The following is a 26,285-nucleotide window of genomic DNA, read 5'->3' as shown; positions in this document are numbered from 1 at the left end:
AGAGTCGCGGGTTACGCTTAATTCATGCTCGCAACTGTGATTTATGGCGAACGGGATGTTCGCCTCGAAGAAGTTCCCGAACCCGTACTCTCGACCGGTGGTGACGCCATTGTTCGCGTGACTGCGGCCTGCGTCTGCGGGTCAGACCTGTGGCCGTACCGGGGTATCGCCCCCACCAAGGAACCGCACCGGATCGGCCATGAATTCGTCGGCATCGTCGAAGCCATCGGTCCCGACGTCTCGACCGTCAAGGTCGGTGACTTCGTCATTGCGCCCTTCTACGACTGCGACGGCACCTGCGTCAACTGTCAGAACGGTGTGAGCACCTCCTGCCTCAACGGCGGCTGGTGGGGCGCGGACGACCAGCTCGGCGGATTCGCCGACGGAGCCCAGGGCGAGCGCGTGCGTGTTCCCCACGCCGACGGTTCGCTCGTTGCCACGCCGACAGTTCCGAGCGATGACCTCGTTCCGAGCCTGCTCACCCTCGCCGACGTCATGGGTACCGGACACCACGCGGCCGTCTCGGCCGGCGTGGAACCGGGCAGCACCGTGGTCGTCGTCGGTGACGGAGCTGTTGGACTCTGCGCCATTCTCGCGAGCAAGCGCCTCGGCGCGAGCCGCATCGTGGCCATGTCCCGCCACGCCGACCGCCAGGCCGTCGCCCGCGAATTCGGTGCGACCGACATTATCGAGGCGCGCGGCGATGAGGGCGTTGCCGCCGTGCAGGCCCTGTTCGACGGCGTCGGCGCTGACTACGTGCTCGAGTGCGTCGGAACCCAGGAATCCATGGATCAGGCCATCCGATCGGCTCGCCCCGGCGGAATGGTCGGCTACGTCGGCGTACCCAACGGCGGCGCCGAACTGCCGATCCGCACCCTGTTTGGAACAAACGTGGGCGTGAACGGTGGTGTCGCATCCGTTCGCAGCTATGTCGAGGAGTTGCTGCCCGAGGTTCTCTCCGGCCAGATCAACCCGGGCCGGGTGTTCGACCTGCAGCTGCCGCTGGCCGAGGTGGCCGAGGCCTACGCCGCGATGGACGAGCGCCGCGCCATCAAGGTGCTGCTCCGCCCCTGACCCACCGTCTGGCCCGCTCTGGAGGGACAATTGTGAACCAACCGTTCCTCTGGGGAGGGTTACTGGCCTTCGCCATCGCCGCCGCGATTCTGCGGCTCGTGGTGGGGCACCCGCTGCTGCGAGAACGTTCGGTGCGCGTGGGATGGCTGGGGGCTGTGGTGGCGTTCGTCAGCGGGCTTGCCCTGGTTTTTCACTGCGCCGCGATGTTCTTCGGGCCCTGGGTCGACGCCGTGTCGTTTCTGCTGGCACCGGCCGACATGGTTCGGGGCATGGGCGCGGGCAGCCAAGTCGCCTACTGGCTACCCGCCGCCGCCCTCGTGGTGGCGTGGCGGAGAGTGTGGGGGCCGGCCCTGGGGGCACTCATTGTCACCCTTGCCGGCGTGGGGGTGACCATGTATTGGCCGTTCCCGCTCGACGTACACCTCGTGTGGCTCACGGCCCTGATCATTGTCGGTTCGTTGATTCCGACGCTGTTACTCCGGGGGCCACGCGCTGCGAGCTAGTCGTTGACGAGCAGCAGTTCGGTGAGCGGCGTGCAGCTGCGCGGGGCAACTTCGCGTTCGCGCAGCTCGGCGGTGAGATCGTCGGCATTGCCCAGCACTCCGAGCGCCGTGACGGTGACGACGGCCTGATCCTCGGGGAGGTTGAACGCTGCGGCGATGGCTGCACCATCGAATCCGCCCATCTGGTGGGTGTGCAGTCCGTCGTGCTGGGCCGGGATCGACAGGTGGGCAACGGCCTGACCGATGTCGTAGCGTGCCCACGGGTTCTCGCGGGTCTCATCGATCGACAGCTTCGCCACGCTGACGATCAGAACGGATGCCGCGTCGGCCCACGCCTTGTTGAAGCCCCTGAGAAGATCGTTGATCTTCGCAAAGCTCGCCGAGCCGCGGCGGGCAACAATGAACCGAGCCGGCTGCATGTTGCTCGCCGACGGAGCCCAACCGGTCTACTTGCCCTGTAGCCGGCCCCGCACCTCGCGGCGCAGCACCTTTCCGAGGAGGCTGCGCGGCAGGTCGTCGACCTCGACAATGCGGCGCGGCACCTTGTACGCCGAGAGCCGGGTGCGGCAGTACTCGCGCACCGCGGCCACGTCGAGTTCGGCGCCGCCAGCCAATACGACCACGGCCACGACGTCTTCGCCGCCGTTCGCGCTCGGCAGACCGACCGCGGCAGCATCGACGATGTCGGGGTGCGAGAGCAGGGCTTCTTCGACCTCAGACGGCGACACGTTGAATCCGCCGGTGATGATGAGTTCCTTCATCCGGTCGACGACGGTGATGAAGCCGTCGGCGGAGACCCGCACGATATCGCCGGTGCGCAGCCAGCCGCCGGGCAGCAGCACCTGGGCGGTCTCGCTCGGGCGGCCCCAATAGCCCGAGAACACCTGCGGACCGCGCACGAGCAGCTCGCCCTCCTCCTCGAAGCCGCGCTCAACCGTCGGGTCCTCCGGGTCGACCACGCGAATGTCGGTGCTCGGAAACGGCACGCCGACCGTTCCGGGGCGGCGGCTCGGGCCGATCGGGTTGCCGGCCACGATCGGCGACGCCTCGGTCATGCCGTAGCCCTCGACCAACAGCCCGCCGGTCGCGCTCTCCCAGCGCTCCACAATCGACACCGGCAGGTTCATGGCACCAGAAATAGCAAAACGGATGCCGGCGAGACTCACCTTCTTCTTCGCAGCGGCCGTGACCAGGCGGTCGTAGATCGGCGGCACCGCCGGCAGGAAGGTGGGCGGTGCGTGCTTGGTGGCGTCGAGCACGAGCTTCTCGTCGAACTTGGGAAACAGCACGAGGCGGGCACCGATGCTCATCGCAAAGGTGAGGCACAGCGTGAGGCCGTAGGCGTGGAACATGGGCAGCACGCCGTACACGGTTTCCTCGCCGGGCCGCAGGCCCGCCACCCAGGCGGAGCCCTGGGCGGCGTTGGCGCGCAGGTTGTAGTGACTCAGAATGGCGCCCTTGGGGGTGCCGGTCGTGCCGCTCGTGTACTGCAAAACGGCGGTGTCCCCGAGCAGTGGGCGCTGATGCGAGGCATGCAGCTTGCGGGTTCCGACGAGGGAGTCCCAGCTGATCGCGCCCTTTCCGGGCCCGGCGGTGAGGGAGGCGCGAGCGTCCCGGGCCTTCCTGATCGGCAGCTTGAGGGCCAGCCGTTTCGAGAACGGCATGGCGCGCGTGAGGTCGATGGTGACGACATCCGTTATGCCCATATCTCTGGGAAAAGCACGGACGGCGTCGTAGACCTTGTCCCAGACGATCGCGACCTTGGCGCCGTGGTCTTCAAACTGGTGGCGCAGCTCGCGGTCGGTGTAGAGCGGATTGTGCTCAACCACGATGGCGCCGAGGCGCAGCACCGCGTAGAACGCCACGACGTGCTGAGGGCAGTTCGGCAGCACGAGGGCCACTCGGTCACCCGGGCTCACGCCGAGCTTGCGCAGGCCGTTGGCGGCTCGGGAGATCTGCTCACCGAGCTGCTCAAAGGTGGTCGTGGCGCCGAAGAAATCCAAGGCAATGTTCGACGCGAAGGTCTCGACCGAGGCCTCGATCATCTCGGTGAGGGTTTCGGTGGTCTCGTCGATGGTGCCGGGCACGCCGGGCGCGTAAGAGGCGAGCCAGGGCTGATCCTTGAAGGTCATGACAGTTCTCGGGTGATGGCGGCGATGAACTGGTCGATGTCGTCTTCGGTCGTGTCGAAGCCGCACATCCAGCGCACCTCGTTCTTGGACGCATCCCAGTCGTAGAAGCGAAAGGATTCGCGCAGCCGGTCGGCGACACCGTCGGGCAGGGTGGCGAAGATGGCGTTGGCCTGGGTGGCCTGGCTGAAGTTGAGGCCGGTGATGGTTCCCTGGGCGAGTTCGGTCTCGAGCGCGCCGCGCAGCCGAGCCGCCATGGCATTGGCGTGGCTGGCGTTGCGCAGCCACAGGTCGCCGTCGAGCAGCGCGATGAGCTGCGCCGAGACGAACCGCATCTTGCTGGAGAGCTGCATGTTGGACTTGCGCAGAAATTTCAGACCAGTGGATGCCGATGGGTTCAGTACCACGATGCACTCACCGAGCATCATGCCGTTCTTGGTGCCGCCGAAGCTGAGCACGTCGACGCCGGCGTCGCGGGTGAAGGCGCGCAGCGGCACGCCCAGGCTGGCGGCGGCGTTGGAGATGCGGGCGCCGTCCATGTGCAGCGTCATGCCCGTGGAGTGGGCGTGATCGGCGATGGCGCGCACCTCGTCGACGGTGTACGCGGTGCCGAGCTCGGTGGTCTGGGTGATCGACACGACGAGCGGCTGGGCGCGGTGCTCATCGCCCCAGCCCCAGGCCTCCTGGTCGATCAGCTCCGGGGTCAGCTTGCCGTCGGGGGTCACGACGGGCAGCAGCTTGAAGCCGCCGACATGTTCGGGGGCGCCGCCCTCGTCAGTGTGAATGTGCGCGGTGGCCGAGCAGATCACGGCGCCCCAGCGTGGCAGCATCGACTGCAGCCCGGTGACGTTGGCGCCGGTGCCATTGAAAACGGGGAACGCTTCAACGCCAGCGCCGAACTGTTCGACGAAGACCTCTTGTAGCCGGGCCGTGTAGACGTCTTCACCGTAGGCGACCTGGTGGGCGCCATTGGCCCGGGTCATCGCCTCCAGAATCTCCGGATGAATGCCGGAGTAATTGTCGGAGGCGAAACCGCGGGACGAAAGATCATGGAGTTGGGTCACCCCTCCATCCTCCCGCATTCGTCTGGCCGTCTGCACGAAGTGGATGCCGCTACTTGTGCAGAGCCTCGCGCAGGGAGACGCGGGAGCCCATACGCAGCAGCGCGTTCGAGTAGATGCGCGACCCGATCAGAATCACCACCATCGTCGACAGGGCGAGCACGACGAGCGAGAGCACCGGCTCCCACCATTCGGCCTGGCCCAGGAAGATGCGCACCGGCATCCCGACCGGCGCTGAGAACGGCACGTACGACATGATCGCCAGCACGAGCGGGTTGTCGTTGAAGAAAACCACCATGAAATACGGGATCATGACGAGGAACAACACCGGCGAGGTCGCTGATCCCACGTCTTCCTGCCGGGACACCATCGATGCCGTGGCCGCGTAGAGGGCGGCCAGCAGCACGAAGCCAAACGCGAAGAACACGGCGAACCATACGATCGCCGGGCCGACGTCGGCCAGCAGCACCCGTTGCCCGGTCACCGCCAGACCGATCGAGACCAACAAGCCGATCGAGACGATCTGCGCGAACGCCATCAGGCTGTTGCCGAGCACCTTTCCGGCGAGCAGGGCCCGCACCGAAATCGTTGACAGGAGAATCTCCACGATGCGGGTCTGCTTCTCTTCGACGACGCTCTGCGCGATCGTGGCGCCAAAGGTTGTCGCGGACATGAGAAAGATGATTCCAAAGCCGATCGCCACGAGGTACGCAAGAAAACCGTCCTGCTCGGCCGGTTCGAGAATCGCAAGTTCGGGGTTCACGCTGAGCGCGCCGAGAACCTCGCCCGGCGCCGAATCGAGCGCGATCACGGTGATGCCGAGCAAGGAATCGGGATTCGTCGACGGCACAACGGCCGCATCGACCGTGCCATCGCGCACGAGCGCCTCGGCGTCTTCGGCACTGGATGCTTCCACGATGTCGAAGGCTTGCGTCTGCTCGACGACGCTGATCGCGGTGCCGACCACGGCGACCTTGGTCAGGCTGGTGTTCTGGCTCATAATGCTGCCGACGATGACGGAGCCCATCGAGATGAGCAGCAAAATGCCGGTCGCGATCAGAAACGATTTGCTGCGCAGCCGCGCCGCGATCTCGCGGTTGGAAACCAGCCAGACACTCTGGGCGAAGGTGGGCGCGGTGTGCACCGGGCGGGTGGCGTTGCTCATGCGATGACCTCCTTGAAGATGGTGGCGAGACTGGGTCTCTGCTGGCTGAAAGTGTGAACGGCGCCGAGCGTGATCGCGTGCTGCAGGACCGCCTGGCTGGCGGCATCCGTTGCTGCCTCGAATTCGGCGTAATCGCCGTCGAAGTCGACGACGGCGATGCCGGGCTGCGAACGGATCCAGCTGATGTCGCCCGCGGTACGAATCTCAAACCGGGGGCGACTGTGTTGGTCGCGCAAGGCCTCGCCGGAGCCGGTGGCGCGAATTTCACCCTCGGCGATGATGACGAGGTCGTTGCAGAGCCGTTCGACGATGTCAAGCTGGTGCGACGAGAACAGCACGGGCGCGCCCTGCGCCGCGTAACCCGCGAGAACGCTCATGACCACGTCGACGGCGAGCGGGTCAAGGCCGGAGAATGGCTCGTCGAGCACGAGAAACTCGGGGTCGTGCACGAGTGCGGCGGCGATCTGGGCGCGCTGTTGGTTGCCGAGCGACAGTGACTCGACGGTGTCGCCGGCCCGTTCGCCGAGGCCGAGCTGCTCCAGCAGATTGGTCGTGTTGCGGCGAGCGGATGCCGGTGACAGCCCGTGCAGACGCGCCAGGTAGACGAGTTGCCCGGCGACCTTCATTTTCGGGTAGAGGCCACGCTCCTCGGGCATGTAGCCGAACCGGCGGCGATCACTCGCCGTAACCGGAACCCCGTCGATGAGCACGGTGCCCGAGTCGGGCGACAACACACCGAGAATGATGCGCATTGTGGTGGTTTTGCCGGCGCCGTTCGCGCCGACGAAGCCGGTCATGCGGCCGTCCCCGACGGTGAAACTCACGTCACTGAGCACCTGCCGGGTGCCGTAGCTCTTGGTGACTCCCCGAATGTCGAGCATGCCCGCCCCTTCGTTGTGCGTGACTTCACGGTAGCGCGGGGGGCCGGCGCGACACATCCACCGGCCGGCGCGTGCGCCGGTTTCGGCAGCGCGGCCTGTGTTTCACAGCATTAGGTTTCGGTGTCGGCCTTGAGCAGGACCCGACTGTTATTGACGGATGCCGCCGCTTCCTCCCACAAACCCGTCACCCGGGTAGCCAGCTCCGTTTCGAGCCCGTCGAGCGAACGGACGACGAAGATCGCAGCCGCGGCGGTGTCCCCGGCTTTCGCAAACCCCGCTCCGATCGCGCGTACCCACGTTTCGGCCGCGGACTTCGCGGCCGCATAATTCGCGCCGCCAGCGGTCGGTCGGTCTACCGACACGCTCGACACAATGGCGAGCCGCCCGGCCGACGCGGCCAGCAGGTCGGCGTTGAACGCCCGGGTGGTGTTGCGCAGCGTGGTAACCACGTGCGAGTGCAGAAATTCCCAATCCTCGTCGGTCTGACCGGCCAGACCGCCGCCGCCGCGCCAGCCGCCCACGAGGTGAATCAGCCCGTCGATCGGGCCGATCGCGCCGGCCAGCGCGGTCACGGCGGCAAAGTCAGTGAGGTCGCACTCGTAGAGCGCGGCCTCGGGCGCGACCGCGAGCACGGACTGGAGGCGGGCGAGATTGGAGCCGACGGCGACGACGCGCGCGCCGGCATCCGCTAGTGACGAGGCGACGGCCAGGCCGGCCGTGCTGGTCGCCCCGGCGATGAGCACGGTTCGGCCAGCGACGGCCAGACTGGCACCCATCAGTCGACCGCGCTGGCGGTGATACCGGCCGTCGAGTCGATGACCGTGCGCATCTTCTTTTCCAGCGCTTCGAAGAACATCGACAGCGGAAATTCGTCGTCGAGAACCTGGTCGGTGTAGCCCTTCGGGGCGCCGGCGAGCACCTCGAGCGGCAGGCCGCGGGCCCAGGTCGACGCCGGATTCGGAGTGAGGGTCTTCGAGATCATCTCGTAGGCCGCGAGCCAGTGCGCCTTCTTCGGTCGGTCGATCGACGCCCAGTACAGCTCGTCGACCTGCGCTCCGAGTGCGATGACCACCTCGGGAACGGCGTCCCAATCGAAGGTGAGGCGGGTGTCGGTCCAGTGCAGAACACCGTGCTGGTGCATCCAGGCGAACAATAGCTGGCCGCCGAGGCCGTCATAGTTGCGCACCCGGTTGCCGGTGATGGCGAACCGAAAGATGCGGTCGAAGATGACCGCGTACTGCACCAGTTTCGCGTGCCGACGCGCCTCCGGGCTGGCCAGCTCGCTGCGCTCGATCGTGACCGACTCGCGAAAGGCGGTCAGGTCGCAGCGCAGTTCTTCGAGTGAATACAGGAAGAACGGCATGCGCTGCTTGATCATGAACGGGTCGAACGGCAGGTCGCCGCGCATGTGCGTGCGGTCGTGGATGAGATCCCACATCACGAAGGTCTCTTCGGTGAGGTGCTGGTCGTCGAGCAGCGCGGTAGCCTCGGACGGCAGCTCGAGCCGAGTGATCTCAGCGGCCGCGCGCACGACCCGGCGAAAACGGGCGGCTTCACGGTCGGCGAAAATCGCCCCCCAGGTAAACGTCGGAATCTCGCGCATCGCGACCGTCTCGGGAAAGAGTACGGCCGAGTTGGTGTCGTAGCCAGGCGTGAAATCGAGAAAACGAATTGGCACGAACAGTTTGTTCGTATAGCCGGCCTCAAGTTCGCCGATGAATTCCGGCCAGATGACCTCGATCAGCACGGCCTCGACGAGCCGGTTGGCGCTGCCGTTCTGCGTGTACATCGGGAATACCACGAGGTGGCGCAGCCCGTTGATGCGGTGCTGCTGCGGCTGAAAAGCCATCAGGGAATCGTAGAAGTCGGGCACGCCGAATCCCTCAGCGGCCCAGCGGTCAAAGTCCACGATCAGGGCTTCGAGATAGCTGGAATCGTGTGTGAAGCGCGGCGCGAGGTCGGTGATCGCTGCGGTGATGCGCGAAACGGAGACGTCAGCATCCGCATGCCGCGCGGCGTCGGCAATCGAACCGTCCTGCGACTGCAGGCCCTGTAGCGAGGTCGCCGCGGCCTTGAGGTCGCGCCAGGACGGATGCTGGGCGAGATCGACGCCGTCTTCGAGAACCTCGGGCTCTCCGACCAGAGCGTTAGCTACGTGTGTTTTTTCAACAGATATCGACATGGGAACCTCCGATTCGCGTGAGTGCCGCGGTTGCGGCGGGCGTGCTCCTTCAGAATATCGGGCGCAGAGCGGCGTTTTCTTGCTAGTTCTCGCAACGAACCATGACTCCGGGCCGGGTTGGGCGCCAAGAATCGCCGGTTTCGGCTCTTTTTGCGCTGGAGGTCCGGGTTGCCCGGTTCTTTCAAACCGGTCCCGGCCAATATGGCGAAGGTGACGTCTTCATCGGCTTGAAGATGCCGGTGCTGCGCGCGGTCGTCAGGCGGCGCGCCACTCTGCCGCTGACCGAGGACGAATAGCGCCAGGAACGGGACTGTTCGCGTTGGCTCGCTTGGAACACGAGCGGGGCGACCTGCTCGGAACCAGAGTCGATGCCCTGCCGGCCAGAGGCCTTCGCGAACACCGGGTCGAACGCGTACGCGTTAGGGCAGGACCGCTGTGAGTCGGTCCGGCACGCTTCTATTCGCCGATCAGGCGTAGCCCGTTGTACCAGCAGACCGCGCGTAGCCAGTCGTCGTCGAGTCGCGGCTCCCGGTCGCGCAGGCGTTCGAGCACCTCCAGCTGGTGCGCATACGGGTACGGAATGTTGGGAAAATCGCTGCCGAGCACCACCCGGTCGGGCAGGTCCGCCAGCCGCGAGAGCAGGGCGGGGTCAAACGGCGCGAACTGCTCGAAAAAGTCGGTGAACACCATCGTGGTGTCAAGGTGCACCCAGGGATACCGCTCGGCCAGGTCGAGAAACTCGCCGTATTCCGGGGCGCCCAGATGCGCGACGACCGCCGTGAGTAGCGGATGCCGGACCAACACTCCGGCAAGCGCGTCCGGCCCGGTGATCCCCGGCCGAGCAACCGGCCCGCTGCCGACATGGATCACGACCGGAATCGCGGCGTCGGCGAGCAGCCCCCAAACCGGGTCGAGGATCGGTTCGCGGAGATCAAAAGCCCCGACCTGCGCGTGAATTTTAAACACTCGTGCGCCGCGGTCGAGGGCGGACTGCACCTGGTCGAGCACGCCCTCCTCCGGGTAGAACGTGGCGCTCGGAACGCAGTCGGCATGCTCTTTCGCGAGATCGAGTGAGAAATCGGTCAGGGAAGCCGCCATCCCGGCACGATGCGCATAGGACAGCGCGGTGAAGCGCCGCACGCCGAGCCGGCGAATCGTCGCGAGCCGCGACTCCTGGTCCTCGCGGTACCGAATCGGCCACGGGTGGCCGATGAGCGGCTCGATCTCGTCGAAGTGGGCCCAGACGCGCCGCAGCATCCGCTCGGGGAGAAAGTGGGTGTGCAGGTCGACCAGCCCGGGCAGGCCGAGCCCCCGCCACCAGGCCGGCACCTCATTGTCGCTGAGACTCATTGCACCCAGTGTGTCAGATTGCCTGACCGAAGTGATCAGGTGACCAGCAGCACGACCGCGGCCGTCAGCGCAACGATCACGAGAATCGTGCGCAGCACGGGAGCCGGCAGGCGCCGCCCGATTCTGGCGCCGAGCCAGCCGCCGAGGGCCGAGCCGACGCCGATCAGGACGGCAATCATCCAGTCGACCGTGCCGCTGGAGATGAAGATCACCGCCGACACGACGTTGGCGACACCGGCCAGAACGTTCTTGGCGCCATTGGCCCGGTGCATATCGGTTGACCAGAGGATACCCAGCAGGGCCAGAAGGACAACGCCCTGGGCTGCCCCGAAATAGCCGCCGTACACGCCCGTCGCCAGCACGCCGAGGATAAGACCAATCGTCACCGGGCGGGTATCGGCATGCGCAACGTCAGATTTGCGTCGCACGAATCGCGCGACGCGCGGCTGAATGGCGGCGAGCAGACCGGCAAGAAGCAGCAGGTACGGAACGACAATGGAGAAGGCGGATGCCGGCAGAACCAGCAGCAGAATGCCGCCGACGATCCCACCAACGGCGGAGAAGACGGCCATGAGCCCGACCGCGCGCCACTGTCCCTGCAGCTCTCGTCGGTAGCCGTAGGCGCCGGTGACGGAGGCCGGTACCAGGCCAACGGTGTTCGACACATTGGCGGTGATCGGGGGGATGCCGAGGGCGAGCAGGGTCGGAAAGGTGATCAGCGTTCCCGCGCCGGCCACCACATTGATGATTCCGGCCACGATCCCCGCCACGAAGATAATCGTGCCATTGAGTAGCCCTATCTCAATTTCCATGGTTATTGTCCTATTCATAGACGATCTGTCTCTATACCGTATACAGTATCCAGACAATAGACGAACTATTTCACTCCTTCCATCTGCCGAGTCCAACCGAAGTAATAAGTGGATGCCCGTTCCACGCCCGTTGCCCGGTTGCGATTGATCGCTGCCGAACCGAGGTGCCGCGTCTGCTCGGCGTAACGAGCCTCGAACACCAGAGCGCCTGCCACCTCGTCACCGGAGAAAATGGCGCATCGCGCATCAGCCAAGGAGACACGAATCTTGTTTACCACCCGTCCTGAACTCGTCGGAAACGTCGGTATGGTGGCCTCCACCCACTGGATCGCCTCGGCCACCGGAATGAGCATCCTCGAGCGCGGCGGCAATGCCGCCGATGCCGCGGTAGCCACCGGCTTCGTGCTGCAAATTGTTGAGCCTCACCTCAACGGACCCGGTGGCGAGGTTCCGATTTTGGTCTGGTCGGAAATCGACCAGCAGGTATCCACCATTTGCGGCCAGGGCGTGTCGCCGGCTGCGGCAACGATCGAGGCCGTGACCGGGTTGGGCCTGGACGTGATGCCAGGGACGGGCCTGCTGCCCGCGGTCGTGCCGGGTGCCTTTGGGGCGTGGACGCTGCTCTTGGAACTGCACGGCACCATGACGCTGCGCCAGGTGCTCGAACCGGCCATCCACTATGCCGAGGAGGGGCATCCGCTGCTCAAACGGGTATCCGCTGCCATCGAAACGATGCAGGAACTGTTCACGACCGAGTGGCCCACCTCGGCGGCGACCTGGCTGCCGGGCGGACAGGTGCCCGCGACCGGAAGCTGTTTCCGAAATCCTGTGCTGGCCGCGACCCTGCGCCGGATAGTCGCGGAGTCCGAAGCTGACGGCGGGTCGCGAGAAGCGCAAATCCGCGCGGCCAGGGACTGCTGGTACCGCGGTTTTGTCGCCGAAGCCATCGGTGAATTCTGCGCAGACAACGAGGTGATGGATACCTCGGGGGAGCGTCATCGGGGGCTGTTGACCGCCGAGGACCTGGCCCGGTGGGAGCCCACGGTGGAACAGCCGCTCACCTACGAGTATCACAACTACACCGTCTGCAAGACGGGCCCCTGGGGGCAGGGACCCGTCTTTCTGCAGCAACTGGCGCTGCTCGAAGGCTTCGATCTGACCGCGATGGGACCCGGCTCCGCTGACTGGGTGCACACCATCCTGGAGAGTTGCAAACTCGCCTTTGCCGATCGCGAGGCCTGGTACGGCGACCCGAATTTCACCGACGTGCCCATGGCGGCTCTGCTCAGCCCGGAATACAACGCGCAGCGTCGCCTGCTGATCACCGACACGGCCTCCGTGGAACTCCGCCCCGGCAACCCCGGCGGCGCCCAGGCACGACTGCCGCATTACCCGGCATCTCCAGCCGGCTATGAGAATTTGATCGGGTCCGGCGAGCCGACGATCGCCAAATCGGGGGAGACCCGGGGGGACACCTGCCACGTCGACGTGGTCGATGCCAACGGGATGATGATCTCGGCCACGCCCAGTGGCGGCTGGATGCAATCATCCCCAACGATCCCCGCGTTGGGCTTCTGCCTCAGCACCCGCGCTCAAATGTTCTGGCTCCAGGAAGGTCTGCCGAACTCCCTGCGCCCGAGCGCTCGCCCACGAACCACGCTGACGCCGTCCTTCGCCCTGCGCGACGGCAAGCCCTGGCTCGCGTTCGGAACCCCGGGCGGCGACGCGCAGGATCAATGGTCGTTGAACTACTTCCTGAACCTCGTGCACGGCGATATGAATCTGCAGGAGGGTATCGATGCCCCCGGTTTTCACTCCACGCACATGCCCAACTCCTTCTTCCCGCGGGATGCGCATCCAGCCGAGGTCTATCTGGAGAGTCGGTTTGATTCGGCCGTGCTTGACGAGCTGCGGGATCGCGGTCACGTCGTCGTGGTCGGTGAGCCGTGGTCCGAAGGGCGAGTGAGCGCTGTGGCGCGCGATGGCGGCTGGCTCAAGGCTGCCGCCAACCCTCGGGGCAACCAGGGCTACGCCGTCGGGCGCTAGTCGCACGGGGCACTGAACGAGGCGCCCCGAGAACTGCGGCATAATCAACAAATGTTGTGCGCGCCGGACGGCGGCAGATGGCGCTCCGCCACGCAGGAATGGTCGAAGAGGAATAGCTGAAGTGTGGGACGTCTTGGAGTCGAAAGGGGATGAGTTGCGCACTCTCGGCTTACTGAAAGCTGCGCAAACCCTGGGCGAACGGGTTTACGAGGTGTTGGAAGAATCCATTGTCGACGGTGTCATCGCACCGGGTTCCCACCTGCGCGAAGACGAAGTCGCCAAGCAGCTGGGGGTGAGCCGAAACCCGGTGCGTGAGGCCATTCAACGACTCGTGCACGACGGCTTCGTCGAACATCGGCCGGGCAAGAAGGGTGCCTTCGTGCACGCTCCCAGTGACAAGGAAGTGCAGGAGGTTTTCCACGCCCGCTCACTGTTGGAAAGCGACTGCGCACGGTTGGCCGCCGAAAATATTTCAGACGTCGATTTAGCTCGGCTTCAGGAGCTGCTGGGGCATGGTGATGCGGCGATCGCGGCCCAGGACGCTAAGCACCTGCTGGAGCTCAACGACCGGTTTCATAATATTGTCGTGGAGGCCGCCGACAACTCGGTGATTGCCCGAATGCTGGGGGTGCTGCAACGACGAATTCGCTGGTATTTCTACCAGGTCGTCGTGACGCGGGCCGCCGGCTCGTGGGACCAGCACCGCCAGATTTACGAGGCGCTGCGCGACCACGACGGCGACCGGGCAGCGGTGTGCATGATGGCTCACGTTATGCAGACCGCCGCGACGATCCGTGATCACCAAGACACGGTAGACGGCGCCGGCCTTCCCAACTAGCCGGCGCAACCGGGACAAGCGCGCGCAGCAGGCCTATTTCTCACGGCCAGGATGCCCGCGACGGCATGGCCGAAAGTGGCATGGAGGCTGGTGTGGCCCAGGGCTACGACCGGTTCGATGCGTCCACCCGAGATGACATCGGCGTGGGTGGCCAGGCCGCTCATGGTTGCCCACTGCTCGGCGGGTTCGATTCCGACCAGATCGTGTCGCCAGCCCGGGGGTACAAACAGTCCGAATCGCATGGTTTCATGCCTAGACTGCCGCCTGGTCGGGGCGTCAAACGTTACTCTGGAGCCAGGACGACAACAACAAACGGACGGCGGTGACAGTGCACGCTCTCGACTTCGCCGGCATTATGAGCGAGATCCTCACCCTCGTCGGCCTCATCATCGGAGCGCTGCTCTACATTGTCGGCCTGTCCGTGCGCGGCATCAGTGGCCGCTGGACCCGCACGACCGCGGTGATCGCCGCGTCGGGGCCGGCCACGGTCATCCGCTGGTTTGATGGCGACGGCGATGTCCACGAATGCCCGGCCGACACCCACGAGACGCACCACCTGGTGCCCGGCGACGATGTGCGCGTGTGGTTTCGCAACCGCCATCCCGAGCGTTGCCGCACACACGACCCCGAACTCGACGGTAAGGGCCTGCGCCTGATCGGCCTGGTCTTGCTCGGCATCGGCGTGCTCGCCGGCGTGACCGGCATCGTGCTGATGTTCGTCTAACCGACCGTCTTTTCGGCAGCGGATGCTGCGCGCGGCCGCGCCCATCCGCTCGCCGCCGCGGTCACCGCGATGGTCACGAGTGCGCCGAGCAGCAGCGCCGCCGCCTCCCCGGGGGCGAGCACGTGCAGATGGGTACCGATCGTCGCGGCCGCGATCGGTATACCGAGCTGGGCCGCCGACAGCAGCCCGAATGACAGGGGCAGGCCCAGCACCCGGGTGGTCGCGTGGGTCAGCAGGGTCGCCAGGCCCAGTGTCAGGCCGAGGGCAATCATCTGCGGGTGGTCGGTCAGGTCGCGCAGCGCGAGCGAAGCGCCGAGCCAGACGAAGAACAGCGGGCCGAAGAATCCGTCGGCGAGGGCGAAGAGCTGGCGGGCGAGGCGGCGCGGTTCGCCGACCGCTGCGACGGCGAGCCCGAACGCGAAACCGGCGAGCATGACCGAGACATGGCTGAACACGGCCACCGCCGAGAGGGCAAACAGAATGGCCAGTTGGATGCGCAGCTCGAGGGCGAACTTGCGGTTCGCCGAGAGCTTGTGCAGCCGTGCGCGGGAGCCGTTGCGTTCCAAACGGGACAACAAGAGGTACACGGCCACGGCCAACGCTGCGATCAGGGCGGCGCCGAGCGCCGCGCGGCCCGCATTCGGCGGGTCGATGGCCAGGGGCAGCGCCACGATGGCCGCGATGTCCGCGATCGCAACCTGTGCCGTGAGTTCGAGCATCGAGCGCCCGCGCAGCCCCAGGGAGTGGATGAGCGGCAGCACGAGCGCGGCCGACGAGGAAGCCAGCAGCACTATATAAAGAGGTGCGTGATTCGTTCCGAACATTATCGCGATGGCCACGCCGAGGGCGATCGCCGAGACCGTGACGAGAATCGCCCGCACCAGGCCCGCCGAGAGCGCCGCGCGAATCGCGCCGGTACGAACCGGCACGTGCGTGCCGGCCACGAACATGATCAACGCGAATCCGACATCCGCTAACAGGGTCAGCGTGGGGTCGGCGGCCTCGATGAGGCCGAAGCCGGTTTGACCGACGATAACGCCGGCGGCGAGCTGGCCAATGACGACCGGGATATTCCAACGGCGCGGCATTGCCAGGAGTGGCCCGAGCAACGCGACCACGGAGATGATCGCGAGGGTTTGAAAGTCCATCCGCGCCTCCTCCTGTTGCTAGATCGAGCGTAGTACTGCTGCAGACGGCATGATGGGGGTATGAGTCGAACCGTCGCCGGAGCCCACGTGCTGATAACCGGAGCAGCCAGCGGCATGGGCCGCCTGTATGCCGAACGCTGTGTTGCCGAGGGGGCCAAAGCCGTCATCCTCTGGGACCGCGACGGTGCTGCGCTCGCCCAAACTGCTGCCATCCTGACGGAACGCTCCAACGGGCTCACCCGGATCGCGCCGTACGTCGTGGATATCGCCGATCTCGGCGCCATCGCGCAGACCGCACAGCGCGTGCGCACCGAGATCGGCAACCCCGACGTCGTCATCAACAACGCCGGAATCGTGCGTGGCAAATATTTCTGGGAGCACGATAACGGCGCAGACACCCGCCCCACCATGCAGATCAACGCGCTCGCCCCGATGTACATCACCCGAGAGTTTCTCCCGGCCATGATTGCGAGCGGATGGCGTGAGTCACGCATCGTAAATATCGCGTCGGCCGCCGGCACCCTCAGCACCCCGCGCATGAGCGTGTATGCAGCTTCGAAGGCCGCCCTGATCGGTTGGAGCGATTCGCTGCGGCTCGAGCTCGTGCAGCAGGGCCACGGTCAGGTCAAGGTCACCACGGTCTGCCCGAGCTACATCGATACCGGCATGTTCGAGGGCGCCCGCGGGCCGCTGCTCACCCCGCTGATGACCCCGGAATATGTCGTCGATCGGGTCTGGCGGGCCATGCTCGCCGGCAAGCCGCAGCTGCTGTTGCCCTGGACGGTCAGCCTGTCGAAGGTGCTGCGCGGCGTGCTGCCGCTGGCAGCCTGGGACACCGTCGCCGGTCGCGTCTTCGGCGTGTACCGCTCGATGGATCGGTGGGTCGGTCGCGGGTAGCGGCCCCCGACCGCCGGGAAAGTGGCAGACTCAAGGTAGACCAACGCCGGCGGCGCACCATCCGGCGTCACTCAATGTTGAGTACGAGCCGAAACAAACGGGGACACCATCGCTACCACGCACCGTCTTTGCTCAGAGTGCTCGGCAACAGAGACGCACTCGCCCTCGGCTTCGGAGCCATGATCGGTTTCGGCTGGGTCGTGCTGACCGGCGGCTGGATCAACGACGCCGGCACGATGGGCGCCGTCACAGCCATGATCGCCGGCGGCATCATCATGAGCATCGTCGGCCTCACCTACGCCGAACTCACCGCGGCAATGCCCAAGGCCGGCGGCGAACACAACTTTCTACTGCGGGCCATGGGGCCGCGCTGGTCGTTCGTCGGATCGTGGGCGATCACCGGCGGCTACGTCACCATCGTCGCCTTCGAGGCCGTCGCCCTACCGCGCACGGCCGGGTATCTCTTTCCTAACCTGAGCCAGATCCCGCTCTGGCAGATAGCTGGCGAGCAGGTCTATCTGACCTGGGCGCTGGTCGGAGCCGTGGCGGCCGTCGTGATCACGGGGATCAACATCCGGGGTGTGAAACTGGCCGGGGTCGTGCAGACCTTTGTGGTGCTGTTTCTGCTGATAGTCGGTGTGATGCTCGTGCTGGGCTCGTTCACCGGCGGCTCCACGGTGAATATGGAACCGTTCTTCACCGGCGGCATGGGCGGATTCTTCGCCGTGCTCGTCGTCGTGCCCTTCCTGTTCGTCGGCTTCGACGTCATTCCGCAATCGGCCGAAGAGGTCAACGTTGCGCCGCGCCAGATCGGCCGGCTCGTTGTGGTTGCCGTTATTCTCGCGACCATTTGGTACGTCATGATCGTGCTCACCACGTCATCGTCCATGTCGGCGGCGGCCATTGGCCAAACCGATATCGCCACAGCGGATGCCATGGGCGCGCTCTTCGGCAGCGACGTCATGGCCAAGGTGCTCATCGCCGGCGGAATCGCCGGAATCCTCACCTCGTGGAACTCGCTGCTGCTCGGGGCATCACGCCTGATGTTCTCGATGGCGCGCTCCGGCATGCTGCCGGCCTGGTTCGGCAAGCTGCACCCGAAATTTCGCACGCCGACCAACTCGCTCATCTTCGTCGGCGTTCTGTCGTTCATGGCGCCGTTCTTCGGAACGCAGATGCTCGGATGGCTCGTGGATTCCGGAGCCCCGAGCATCGTCATCGCCTACATTCTGGTTGCCGTGGCCTTTGTGGTGCTGCGCCGCCGCGAACCGAAGATGGACCGCCCGCTGCGCGTGGGCGGCAAGGGCAACGGCGGAGTCGTGATCGGCGTTGCCGCAGCCGCGCTCTGCCTGGCCCTGCTCAGCCTGTATATGCCCGGCATGCCGGCCGCGTTGTCGTTCGAACCCTGGGTGTTGTTCGCCCTCTGGTGGGTCGGCGGCGTGTTCTTCTACCTGCGCATTCCGGCTGGAATCGCGCCGGGCCACGACGCCGAGGAACGCCTGCTGGAGAGCCTCGGATCGCGTCGCTCCTAGCGCCCGGAACCGGTCGCGTCAGCGCCGAAAATAATGCGAAATTAATCTTGCATTTCCCGCGAAGATGAGTGCTGTTTTTGTGGCTGGGGCACTCGTACTCCCCTCGTCGGCACTCTTCCAGCAGGAAGGTGACCACCTTGACGGACCGGGGCCCCAGCCTTTCTGTGCCTGTGCCTGTGCCTTGAGGTCTCCTGAACTGCCTCTCCGTCGGTCGACCCTGTCGAGACCTCCGTCGCCCTGCGCGAGCTGTCTGCGGAACCCGACCCTCTCCCCACTCCGTGCGGGGGAGGAGACGAGCCGATCAGAGGCTGTTAGTCGCCAGCCAGCTGATCAGCACACGCTGAAATTCCAGCGGATGCTCCACGCTCGGCAGGTGCGCGGTGCCGCGGAACGTGCATCCGCTTGATTGCGGCAGCATCTCCAGCAGAAATTCATAATGGGCCAGCGCTGAGGTGACGTCGAGCTCGCCCACGGTGACGAGCGCCGGAACATCGATGTCGCTGACCCGGTCGAGCGCGGGCGGCTCAAGCGGAATCGAGATCGGTGCCTCCGTAGCGTGGATGACGTTGCGCAGGTTGAGTTCTTGCGCCAGGGCGAGAAAGGCCGGGTCGACGTCGGCCGGCTTACGGGTCGGCCCGACCGCCCACAGGGTGACCTCAAGCCGGGCCAGCCGGGGCCACTGGCGGGCGGTGAAGGCCGCATCGAGCTTGTCGAACAGGGCGTCTTCCCGCTCGGTGAGCTCCACCTCGGGAAATCCGCTGGGGCCGGAGCCGATCGTGACCAGGCCCGCCACCCGCTCGGGACTGGTCACGGCCAGGTCGATCGCAATCGTGCCACCGCGTGAGCAGCCGATGAGGGTGGCCCGAGCGACGCCGAGATGATCGAGCAGCGCCGCGGCATCCGCTCGATTGGAGAATTCCACATTCTCGGTCGTCGTCTGGCCGAAACCGCGGGCATCAAAGCGAATGACGAAGTGGTGCGCCGCGAGAGCCGCGACCTGCGGATCCCACATGCGCAGGGTCGCAATGCCGGCGTGCAGCAACAGCAGGGCGGGAGATTCGGGGTCGCCCAGTGTTTCGTAGTAGAGCGAAGCGCCGGGAACATCGAGTCTGGGCATGCCCCGAGCGTAGCGCCACGTCCGGTGCGCCCGAAAGACCGGGCTCGTGCGATGGCTAAAATCGGTAGAGGCTGTTTTGACCTGGTGCGCGGTCCGAAACCCCTAGGCTCAACATAATGGGCGGTGTACTGGTCGGGTTTTCGATTATCGGATTTGTGATCCTGATCGGGTACTTTGTCGAACGGTTCGGCATCGTCGGTGTCGGCACCGGCCGGGTGCTCAATCGGATGGCCTTCTTCGTGGCGACTCCGGCGCTGCTGTTCACGGTGCTCTCGCACGCGGATGTCACCGTGCTGTTCTCTGAATTTCTGCTCGCCATTGTCTGCACCATCGTGGTCGGTGTCGTCGTCTATGTCATCGCCGCCCGCTTGTTTTTTCGTCGACCCCTGGCCGAGACGGTGCTCGGCGCATCGACCGCGACGTACGTCAACGCAAACAATATCGGGCTTCCGGTAGCCATCTACGTGCTCGGCAGCGCGCAGTACGTGGCTCCCGTGCTGCTGCTGCAGCTGGTCATTCTGGCCCCGACCATTCTGGCCATTCTCGACCTCGCCACCCAGGGCCGAGCGTCGTTTCGGTCGATCGTGACTCAGCCCATTCGCAACCCGATGATTATCGCCTCGCTCGCCGGTGTGCTCGTGGCGATGCTGGGCATCACGCTGCCCAAACCCGTGCTCGCCCCGTTCGAGCTGATCGGCGGCGCCGCCATTCCCCTGGTGCTGCTGTCGTTTGGCATGTCGCTGCACGGCCAGCGCCTGCTGAAGGCCGGAACCGGGCGCAAACAGGTCGTCGCCGCGACCGTGATCAAGGTCGCGCTCATGCCGATCGTCGCGTACCTGTTCGGGCACTTCGTGTTCGACCTCGCCGGTGCCGAATTGTTCGCCGTCGTCGCCGTGTCGGCGCTGCCGACCGCGCAGAACATCTTCAACTTCGCCTCGCGCTACGACCGGGCCATGGTCGTCACCCGCGACACCGTGTTGCTCACCACGATCCTGTCCATGCCCGCCCTGCTCGTGATCGCGGCCCTCCTTGCCTGAGTGCCGGCAGAACTGCGGAGATTTTGCTCACATCCCCCGAAATCACTGGGTCACCGCACGGTGCGTTCGCGCGTGACCGTGAAGTTCTCCGCAGATATGCAGGGGCACCAAATGATTTTGCCCTCGAAAGGATGAAAATGTCGCTCAGCACCCCCGAGACCGGCTTGCCGGCCCCGTTCTCCCCGCCGAAACCCACCAGCCTGCCGATCAGTGACTCGGCCGACCGGTTCTACCTGAACCGGGTCTACTGCGTCGGGCGCAACTACGCCGACCATGCGCGAGAAATGGGCAATGACCCCGATCGGGAGCCGCCCTTCTTCTTCGCCAAACCGGCCGACGCCGTGTTCGCCGTGACCGAGGGCATTCCCGCTCGCGGCGTTTCTGTCCACGAGGTTCCCTACCCGCCCGAGACCGACAACCTACACTTCGAGATGGAACTCGTCGTCGCAATCGGCGTTGGCGGCGCCGACATCGCGGCAGTGGATGCCCTCGGCCACGTCTTCGGCTACGCCGCCGGCGTCGACCTCACCCGCCGCGATCTGCAGGACGCAGCCAAGGCCGCGCGTCGCCCGTGGGACCTCTCCAAGGGCTTCGACTTTTCCGGACCGTGCTCGCCGCTCGTCGCCGCGGCCACGATCGGTCATCCGGCCGCGGCCCGCATTTGGCTCGACGTCGACGGTGACACCCGCCAGGACGGGGACCTCGCCGACCAAATCTGGCCCGTCCCCAACGTGATTGCCGCGCTGTCCCGCTTCGTCACGCTGCGTCCGGGTGACCTGATTTTCACTGGGACTCCCGCCGGTGTCGGCCGCATTGAGCCCGGTGAAGAGGTCACCGCCGGAATCGACGGGATCGGCGAGCTCGCGTTCCGCGTCGTCTGACCGGCATCCGCTGGCCTGGCAGCTCAGGCCAGCAGCGCGCCGAGGGCGGTCGTGGCGTGGCCTCGATGCTCATCGAGCAGGCCGATGACGAGCTCGGTGTCCCCGGCGGCGAAGGCGTCGACGATGGCGGCATGCTCGTGCTCGACCAAGGCCCGGTTGCCCGCCTGCTCGTAGTAGAGCCGGCGGTAGGCTTCGGTCGAATCCCAGAGGGCACGCAGAATGCGTTCCAGCCGGGGGAGCCCGGATGACGTCACGAGTACGAAGTGAAACCGCCGGTTGGCCTCGTTCATGGCGAGCAGGTCGCCGGCCGCATTAGCCCGCTCCACCTCGACGGCGGTGGCGCGCAGTGCGGTGAGCACGTGTTCGCCGCCGCGCGCGATCGTGGCGCGCACCGCCTCCGCCTCGAGCAGCTGCCGCAGTCGGTACACTTCGAGCAGGTCGGCGAGCGAGAGCTCGGTCACCCGGTAGCCGCGATGCGGCTCGTGCACGACGTGCCCCTCGGTTTCGAGCGTGTTGAGGGCCTCCCGCACTGGAACCCGGCTGACGCCGAGGCGTTCGGCCAGATCCTCCTGTCGCAGTGGCTGCCCGGGAACAAACTCACCGACGGCGATCAGGCGCCGCAACTCAGCGAGCACGAATGCCGGAACGGTCGGCGGGCGCTGGGTCGGATTGGGAGAAGACACTGTCAAAACTCTAGCGAAAGGCCGGGATGCCGGTGATGTGCTGGCCGAGAATGAGGGTGTGTACCTCGTCGGTGCCCTCGTAGGTGCGCACGCTTTCGAGGTTGTTGGCGTGGCGCATCGGGGAATAGTCCAGGGTGATGCCGTTGCCGCCGAGCATGGCGCGGGCCTCCCGGCAAATGGTGATGGCTTCGCGGCAGTTGTTGAGCTTGCCGACCGAGATCTGGTGCGGAGCGAGCGTGCCGGCGTCCTTGAGCCGGCCGAGCTGCAGGGCGAGCAGCGTGCCCTTGTTGATTTCGAGCGCCATGTTGACGAGCTTTTGCTGGGTCAGCTGGTAGCCGGCGAGCGGCTTGCCGAACTGCATCCGCTCCTGCGAGAAGGCCAGCGCCGTAAGGTAGCTGTCGCGGGCCGCCCCCATGACGCCCCAGACGATGCCGTAGCGGGCCTCGTTCAGGCACTCGAACGGGCCGCGCAGACCGCGCGCCTTGGGCAGCATCGCCGAGTCGGGCAGGCGCAGCTCGGTCAATTCAATCTCGCACTGAATCGAGGCTCGCATCGAGAGCTTTTGCTCGATCGGCGTGGCGACGAATCCGGGGGTATCGGTGGGGACGACGAAGCCGCGGATTCCGTCATCCGTCATCGCCCAGATGATGGCGACCTGTGCGATCGAGGCCAGGCCAATCCAGCGCTTGATGCCGTTGAGAATCCAATCGGTGCCGTCGCGGCGCGCGAAAGTGGTCATGCTCGCCGGGTCGGAGCCGGCCGAAGGCTCGGTCAGCCCGAAGCAGCCGATCACCGAACCGGCGGCCATGCGCGGCAGCCACTCGTTTTTCTGCTCCTCGGAGCCGTGCTTGTGGATCGCGCTCATCGCGAGTGACCCCTGCACGCTCACGAAGGTGCGCAGCCCAGAATCGCCGGCCTCGAGCTCGAGCGCAGCGAGGCCGTACTCGACCGAGCTGCGCCCGGGGCAGCCGTAGCCTGTGAGGTGCATGCCGAGCAGGCCGAGCCTGGCCAGCTGCGGAATGATCTCGAGCGGAAAGACCGCGTTCTCGTACCACCCGGCGATGTTCGGTTTGATCGTGGTGTTGACGAAGGCCCGCACCGCATTGCGCAGGGTGATCTCGGTCTCGGTCAGCAGGGAATCGATGCCCACGAGGTCGGCGGCGTCGGTCAGATCGGTGTCAATGAGGGTGGTCATGAGTCGTCTTCCTTCAGTAGAGCGGATGCTTATGGTCAGAAAAAGGTCGCACCATTGTGTTCCCCGAGCAGTGGCGGCGGGCGCCGGTATCGTGCGGGGGTCGCGGAGAGGCTGATCGGGTTGGCGATCTGCTGGCTCACCCGCGAGCGGTTCGAATCGGTCACTGGCACGACCGGGGCGAGGCCGAGTTCGGTGGCCAGTTCGAGCGCCTCGGCGATCGAATTCACCTTGCCGGCCGGCACGCGCGCGGTCGCCAGCAGTGCGGTCCATTCCGTGGCCGGACGTGTGGCGAGCCGCGCTTCGAGCAGCTCTTTGAGCACCGCGCGATGGGCGAGGCGGTCGGCGTTGCAGCCGAACCGGTGGTCGCGTGCCAGCTCGGGGCGGTCGAGCACCTGTACGAGCGCGCTGAACTGCTTGTCGGTGCCGACCGCGATCGCGATCGGGTCGTCCAGGGTTCGAAATGTTTCATAGGGCGCGATGCTCGGGTGAGCGTTGCCAAGGCGCTGCGGGGCGACCCCGGTGGCGAGGGTGCTCGAGGCCTGGTTGACCAGCCCGGCGAGTAAGGACGAGAGCAGATTCACCTCGACTCGCTGGCCCAGACCGGTCTGCTCGCGCGAGCGCAGTGCGGCGAGAATGCCGACGACCGCGTTCTGCCCGGTCAGTACATCGACGAGGGCGACCCCGACCTTGCTCGGTTCTTCGGCGGCCGAGCCGGTCACGCTCATCAGCCCGCCGACCGCCTGCACGAGCAGGTCGTAGCCGGGGAGCGCCGCGCCGCCGGCGCGGCCGAATCCGGTGATCGAGCAGTAGACGAGCTCGGGGCGCTCCGCGGTCAAACTGGCGTAGTCGAGGCCGTACTGCTCCATGACGCCCGGGCGAAAGTTTTCGATCACGACGTCGGCGCTCAGCGCGAGGGCGCGCGCTTCAGCCAGGCCGTTCTCGGTACGTAAATCGCAGACCACAGAGCGTTTATTGCGGTTGACGCTCGCGAAATAGCTACCAATGCCGTTCGGGTCGACCGGCGGCACCCAGGCGCGGGTGTCATCGCCGAGCGGGTGCTCGATTTTGATCACATCGGCGCCGAAATCGGCCAGCATCATGGTGGCAAATGGCCCGGCGAGCACGCGAGAAAAATCCGCAATACGGATGCCGTCCAGCGGCCCCGTCGTGCGCGCCTCATCAATAATCCCGGTCATTTGGATACTGTATCCAATTTGGCCGAGGAGGGGAAGGAGTGGACGCCTCGTGCGGTCATTGTGGGCACGTTCAGGGCGACCGCGGTCAGGGGGTAAGCCCTCCGTTATCAAACGGTTACGGGGGCGAATGGGCGGTTAAAGATGGCGTCATGCCCATATTTCTGCGAGACTGGCGCTTTGAGCTTGCTCGCACCTCGAGTAATCACGTCCAGTACGTCGGGCATCCCAACAAAGGAATCCCATTGACGGATCAAACATTTCAACTCATTGCAATCGTTTTATATCTCGCAGGCATGGTTGCCATCGGCTACTTTGCCTTTCGTCAGACCAAAGACCTTGACGACTACATGCTCGCCGGCCGAGGACTCAAGCCGGGCACAGCGGCCCTGAGCGCGGGTGCTTCGGACATGTCCGGCTGGCTGTTGCTCGGTCTCCCCGGAGCCATCTACGTGTCCGGCCTCGTTGAGGCCTGGATCGCCATCGGCCTCACCATCGGTGCCTGGCTGAACTGGAAGTTCGTGGCACCGCGGCTGCGCTCCTACACCTTCGTATCGAAGAACTCGATCACCATCCCGAGCTTCTTCGAGAACCGACTGAAAGACACGTCGCGCCTGCTGCGCGTGGTCTCCGGCGTGATCATCCTGGTGTTCTTCACGTTCTACGTCTCCTCCGGCATGGTTGCCGGAGGAGTGTTCTTCGAGGAGTCCTTCGGCTCCACGTTCGTCACCGGCATGCTGATCGTCGGCGGCGTCACCCTGCTGTACACCCTGTTCGGCGGCTTTCTCGGTGCTACCCTCACCGACGTTGCCCAGGGCATCCTCATGCTCGCCGCGCTGATCGCTGTTCCCCTCGTAGCGCTGAACGCCACCGGCGGAGTCGTCGCAACCCTCGACTCCATCCGCGAAGTCAACCCCGACCTGCTGTCTTTGACCGCCGGCGGATCCGTGCTCGGTGTCATCTCGGCTGCCGCCTGGGGCCTCGGTTACGTCGGCCAGCCGCACATCATCGTGCGTTTCATGGCCATGCGCACCCCGCAGGACGCCAAGGCTGGTCGCCGCATCGGCATCGGCTGGATGATCCTCACCGCCCTCGGTGCTATTGCGACCGCCCTGATCGGTATCGCGTACTTCCAGCAGAACCCCGACCTGGATCTCGCAAACCCGGAGACTGTGTTCCTCATTCTCTCGCAGACCCTGTTCCACCCCTTCATCGCGGGTCTCGTGCTCGCCGCCGTGCTTGCCGCGATCATGAGCACCATCTCCTCGCAGCTCATCGTCTCGTCGTCGGCGCTCGTTGAAGACCTCTACAAGATTGTGGGCAAGGATGCCGCGCCCAAGCAGCTGGTCATGCTCGGCCGTATCGGCGTGCTCGTCGTGGCCGTCATCGCCGCACTGATCGCGCTGCAGCAGAACTCGACCATTCTCGACCTGGTCGGTTTCGCCTGGGCCGGCTTCGGTGCCGCCTTCGGCCCGGTGGTCATCCTCTCGCTGTACTGGAAGAAGCTCTCCACCTGGGGCACCCTGGCCTCCATGGTCACCGGTGCCGTCGTCGTGTTCGTTTGGGGTAACTCCGCCCTCGGCGACACCCTGTATGAGATCGTGCCCGGCTTCGCGGCCAGCATGATCGTGGCCGTCGTGGTCTCCCTCGCCACGTACAAGCCGAACGCCGCGATCGATGCCGAATTCGAACTGGCCGCAGAACAGGCACACCCGAAGTACCAGGCTCCCAAGAAGGTTTCGGTCTAACCACCGGCACCTCGCACTGTACGTTTTACTGCAACGACAGCTGCCCCCGGCCGAAAAGCCGGGGGCAGCTGTCGTTAACGCATCTTTCT

At 65.6% G+C, this 26,285-nt stretch carries 26 protein-coding genes and 1 pseudogene; 11 read left to right on the top strand and 16 right to left on the bottom strand.

Annotated elements, in window-relative coordinates:
- Positions 1-24 precede the first annotated feature (24 nt).
- On the top strand, positions 25-1,074 hold the full coding sequence (locus tag E3T46_RS02530) for a zinc-dependent alcohol dehydrogenase family protein (RefSeq protein WP_134470835.1): 1,050 nt from the start codon (positions 25-27) through the stop codon (positions 1,072-1,074).
- A 32-nt stretch (positions 1,075-1,106) separates the two neighbouring features.
- Positions 1,107-1,577, top strand: a complete 471-nt coding sequence (locus E3T46_RS02525) for a hypothetical protein (RefSeq protein ID WP_134577338.1) — start codon at positions 1,107-1,109, stop codon at positions 1,575-1,577.
- Here the strand turns inward: E3T46_RS02525 and E3T46_RS02520 are convergent.
- The 7 genes from E3T46_RS02520 to E3T46_RS02490 all read right to left on the bottom strand — a co-directional run bounded on the left by E3T46_RS02520 (position 1,574) and on the right by E3T46_RS02490 (position 8,995).
- Positions 1,574-1,996 (bottom strand): nitroreductase family protein, encoded by a 423-nt coding sequence (locus tag E3T46_RS02520; RefSeq protein WP_134577337.1) that lies wholly within the window; start codon positions 1,994-1,996, stop codon positions 1,574-1,576. The genes E3T46_RS02525 and E3T46_RS02520 overlap by 4 nt on opposite strands.
- 27 nt (positions 1,997-2,023) lie before the next feature.
- Positions 2,024-3,709, bottom strand: a complete 1,686-nt coding sequence (locus E3T46_RS02515) for a long-chain-fatty-acid--CoA ligase (RefSeq protein ID WP_134577336.1) — start codon at positions 3,707-3,709, stop codon at positions 2,024-2,026.
- Positions 3,706-4,770, bottom strand: a complete 1,065-nt coding sequence (locus E3T46_RS02510; RefSeq protein ID WP_174845369.1) for a low specificity L-threonine aldolase — start codon at positions 4,768-4,770, stop codon at positions 3,706-3,708. Before E3T46_RS02510 ends, E3T46_RS02515 begins: the two co-directional genes overlap by 4 nt.
- Positions 4,771-4,819: 49 nt before the next feature.
- Positions 4,820-5,932, bottom strand: a complete 1,113-nt coding sequence (locus tag E3T46_RS02505) for an ABC transporter permease (RefSeq protein WP_134577334.1) — start codon at positions 5,930-5,932, stop codon at positions 4,820-4,822.
- Positions 5,929-6,813 carry an ATP-binding cassette domain-containing protein gene (locus E3T46_RS02500; protein WP_134577333.1) on the bottom strand — a complete coding sequence of 295 codons (885 nt, stop codon included), beginning with the start codon at positions 6,811-6,813 and terminating at the stop codon, positions 5,929-5,931. The genes E3T46_RS02505 and E3T46_RS02500 overlap by 4 nt, the downstream gene beginning before the upstream one ends.
- 110 nt (positions 6,814-6,923) lie before the next feature.
- Positions 6,924-7,589 carry an SDR family NAD(P)-dependent oxidoreductase gene (locus tag E3T46_RS02495; RefSeq protein WP_174845368.1) on the bottom strand — a complete coding sequence of 222 codons (666 nt, stop codon included), beginning with the start codon at positions 7,587-7,589 and terminating at the stop codon, positions 6,924-6,926.
- Positions 7,589-8,995: a DUF6421 family protein gene (locus E3T46_RS02490; RefSeq protein ID WP_134442322.1), complete on the bottom strand. Its 1,407-nt coding sequence runs from the start codon at positions 8,993-8,995 to the stop codon at positions 7,589-7,591. The genes E3T46_RS02495 and E3T46_RS02490 overlap by 1 nt, the downstream gene beginning before the upstream one ends.
- Positions 8,996-9,096: 101 nt before the next feature.
- Between E3T46_RS02490 and E3T46_RS18160 the strand changes: the two genes are divergently transcribed.
- Entirely contained in the window at positions 9,097-9,291 is a 195-nt protein-coding gene (locus E3T46_RS18160; RefSeq protein WP_174845367.1) for a hypothetical protein, read from the top strand.
- Positions 9,292-9,451: 160 nt separating this feature from the next.
- Here E3T46_RS18160 and E3T46_RS02480 read toward each other — a convergent pair whose 3' ends face one another.
- The 3 genes from E3T46_RS02480 to E3T46_RS17730 all read right to left on the bottom strand — a co-directional run bounded on the left by E3T46_RS02480 (position 9,452) and on the right by E3T46_RS17730 (position 11,411).
- A complete protein-coding gene (locus E3T46_RS02480) occupies positions 9,452-10,345 on the bottom strand; it encodes an amidohydrolase family protein (protein ID WP_134577332.1) in 894 nt (297 codons plus the stop codon).
- Between the two features lie 35 nt (positions 10,346-10,380).
- The gene (locus tag E3T46_RS02475; RefSeq protein WP_134577331.1) at positions 10,381-11,157 is read right to left on the bottom strand and encodes a sulfite exporter TauE/SafE family protein; all 777 of its coding nucleotides are present in this window, start codon (positions 11,155-11,157) and stop codon (positions 10,381-10,383) included.
- 65 nt (positions 11,158-11,222) lie between these two features.
- Positions 11,223-11,411 carry a hypothetical protein gene (locus tag E3T46_RS17730; protein ID WP_166790151.1) on the bottom strand — a complete coding sequence of 63 codons (189 nt, stop codon included), beginning with the start codon at positions 11,409-11,411 and terminating at the stop codon, positions 11,223-11,225.
- Positions 11,412-11,424: 13 nt separating this feature from the next.
- Between E3T46_RS17730 and E3T46_RS02465 the strand changes: the two genes are divergently transcribed.
- Together E3T46_RS02465 and E3T46_RS02460 are read left to right on the top strand one after the other, a co-directional pair.
- Positions 11,425-13,203: a gamma-glutamyltransferase family protein gene (locus E3T46_RS02465; protein ID WP_347232600.1), complete on the top strand. Its 1,779-nt coding sequence runs from the start codon at positions 11,425-11,427 to the stop codon at positions 13,201-13,203.
- Between the two features lie 154 nt (positions 13,204-13,357).
- Positions 13,358-14,041 carry a GntR family transcriptional regulator gene (locus E3T46_RS02460; protein ID WP_134577329.1) on the top strand — a complete coding sequence of 228 codons (684 nt, stop codon included), beginning with the start codon at positions 13,358-13,360 and terminating at the stop codon, positions 14,039-14,041.
- Positions 14,042-14,178: 137 nt separating this feature from the next.
- Here E3T46_RS02460 and E3T46_RS02455 read toward each other — a convergent pair.
- Positions 14,179-14,283 (bottom strand): annotated as a pseudogene (locus tag E3T46_RS02455) (LLM class F420-dependent oxidoreductase); the annotation flags it as partial.
- 80 nt (positions 14,284-14,363) lie between these two features.
- Between E3T46_RS02455 and E3T46_RS02450 the strand changes: the two are divergent.
- Positions 14,364-14,765, top strand: a complete 402-nt coding sequence (locus E3T46_RS02450) for a DUF3592 domain-containing protein (protein ID WP_233195416.1) — start codon at positions 14,364-14,366, stop codon at positions 14,763-14,765.
- Here E3T46_RS02450 and E3T46_RS02445 read toward each other — a convergent pair.
- The gene (locus E3T46_RS02445) at positions 14,762-15,913 is read right to left on the bottom strand and encodes a cation:proton antiporter (protein ID WP_134577328.1); all 1,152 of its coding nucleotides are present in this window, start codon (positions 15,911-15,913) and stop codon (positions 14,762-14,764) included. The genes E3T46_RS02450 and E3T46_RS02445 overlap by 4 nt on opposite strands.
- A gap of 60 nt (positions 15,914-15,973) precedes the next feature.
- Here E3T46_RS02445 and E3T46_RS02440 point away from each other — a divergent pair, with 60 nt between their 5' ends.
- Complete coding sequence (locus E3T46_RS02440) at positions 15,974-16,810, top strand: SDR family oxidoreductase (RefSeq protein ID WP_134577327.1); 837 nt, start codon at positions 15,974-15,976, stop codon at positions 16,808-16,810.
- Positions 16,811-16,884: 74 nt separating this feature from the next.
- Positions 16,885-18,342 carry an APC family permease gene (locus E3T46_RS02435; RefSeq protein ID WP_134577326.1) on the top strand — a complete coding sequence of 486 codons (1,458 nt, stop codon included), beginning with the start codon at positions 16,885-16,887 and terminating at the stop codon, positions 18,340-18,342.
- A 301-nt stretch (positions 18,343-18,643) separates the two neighbouring features.
- Here E3T46_RS02435 and E3T46_RS02430 read toward each other — a convergent pair whose 3' ends face one another.
- Positions 18,644-19,459, bottom strand: coding sequence for an alpha/beta hydrolase (locus E3T46_RS02430; RefSeq protein ID WP_134577325.1), 816 nt, complete (start codon positions 19,457-19,459; stop codon positions 18,644-18,646).
- A 116-nt stretch (positions 19,460-19,575) separates the two neighbouring features.
- Here E3T46_RS02430 and E3T46_RS02425 point away from each other — a divergent pair, with 116 nt between their 5' ends.
- Both E3T46_RS02425 and E3T46_RS02420 read left to right on the top strand, forming a co-directional pair.
- The gene (locus E3T46_RS02425) at positions 19,576-20,496 is read left to right on the top strand and encodes an AEC family transporter (RefSeq protein WP_134469513.1); all 921 of its coding nucleotides are present in this window, start codon (positions 19,576-19,578) and stop codon (positions 20,494-20,496) included.
- Positions 20,497-20,633: 137 nt separating this feature from the next.
- Positions 20,634-21,377: a fumarylacetoacetate hydrolase family protein gene (locus tag E3T46_RS02420; RefSeq protein WP_134577324.1), complete on the top strand. Its 744-nt coding sequence runs from the start codon at positions 20,634-20,636 to the stop codon at positions 21,375-21,377.
- Positions 21,378-21,400: 23 nt separating this feature from the next.
- Here the strand turns inward: E3T46_RS02420 and E3T46_RS02415 are convergent, their stop codons facing one another.
- The 3 genes from E3T46_RS02415 to E3T46_RS02405 are packed head-to-tail and all read right to left on the bottom strand — an operon-like array spanning position 21,401 to position 24,451.
- Positions 21,401-22,060 (bottom strand): GntR family transcriptional regulator, encoded by a 660-nt coding sequence (locus E3T46_RS02415; RefSeq protein ID WP_134473385.1) that lies wholly within the window; start codon positions 22,058-22,060, stop codon positions 21,401-21,403.
- A 10-nt stretch (positions 22,061-22,070) separates the two neighbouring features.
- Positions 22,071-23,255: an acyl-CoA dehydrogenase family protein gene (locus E3T46_RS02410; protein ID WP_134577323.1), complete on the bottom strand. Its 1,185-nt coding sequence runs from the start codon at positions 23,253-23,255 to the stop codon at positions 22,071-22,073.
- 35 nt (positions 23,256-23,290) lie between these two features.
- Positions 23,291-24,451: a CoA transferase gene (locus E3T46_RS02405; RefSeq protein ID WP_134577322.1), complete on the bottom strand. Its 1,161-nt coding sequence runs from the start codon at positions 24,449-24,451 to the stop codon at positions 23,291-23,293.
- Between the two features lie 242 nt (positions 24,452-24,693).
- On the opposite strand from E3T46_RS02405, the gene putP reads away from it, so the two are divergent.
- Positions 24,694-26,196, top strand: coding sequence for a sodium/proline symporter PutP (gene putP / locus E3T46_RS02400; RefSeq protein WP_134577321.1), 1,503 nt, complete (start codon positions 24,694-24,696; stop codon positions 26,194-26,196).
- Positions 26,197-26,285: the final 89 nt, after the last annotated feature.

Source organism: Cryobacterium sp. Hh11 (genome assembly GCF_004404045.1).
GTDB lineage: Bacteria > Actinomycetota > Actinomycetes > Actinomycetales > Microbacteriaceae > Cryobacterium > Cryobacterium levicorallinum.
Note: the sequence above shows the minus strand (reverse complement) of the source record. Positions and strands in the feature narration are given on the sequence as shown.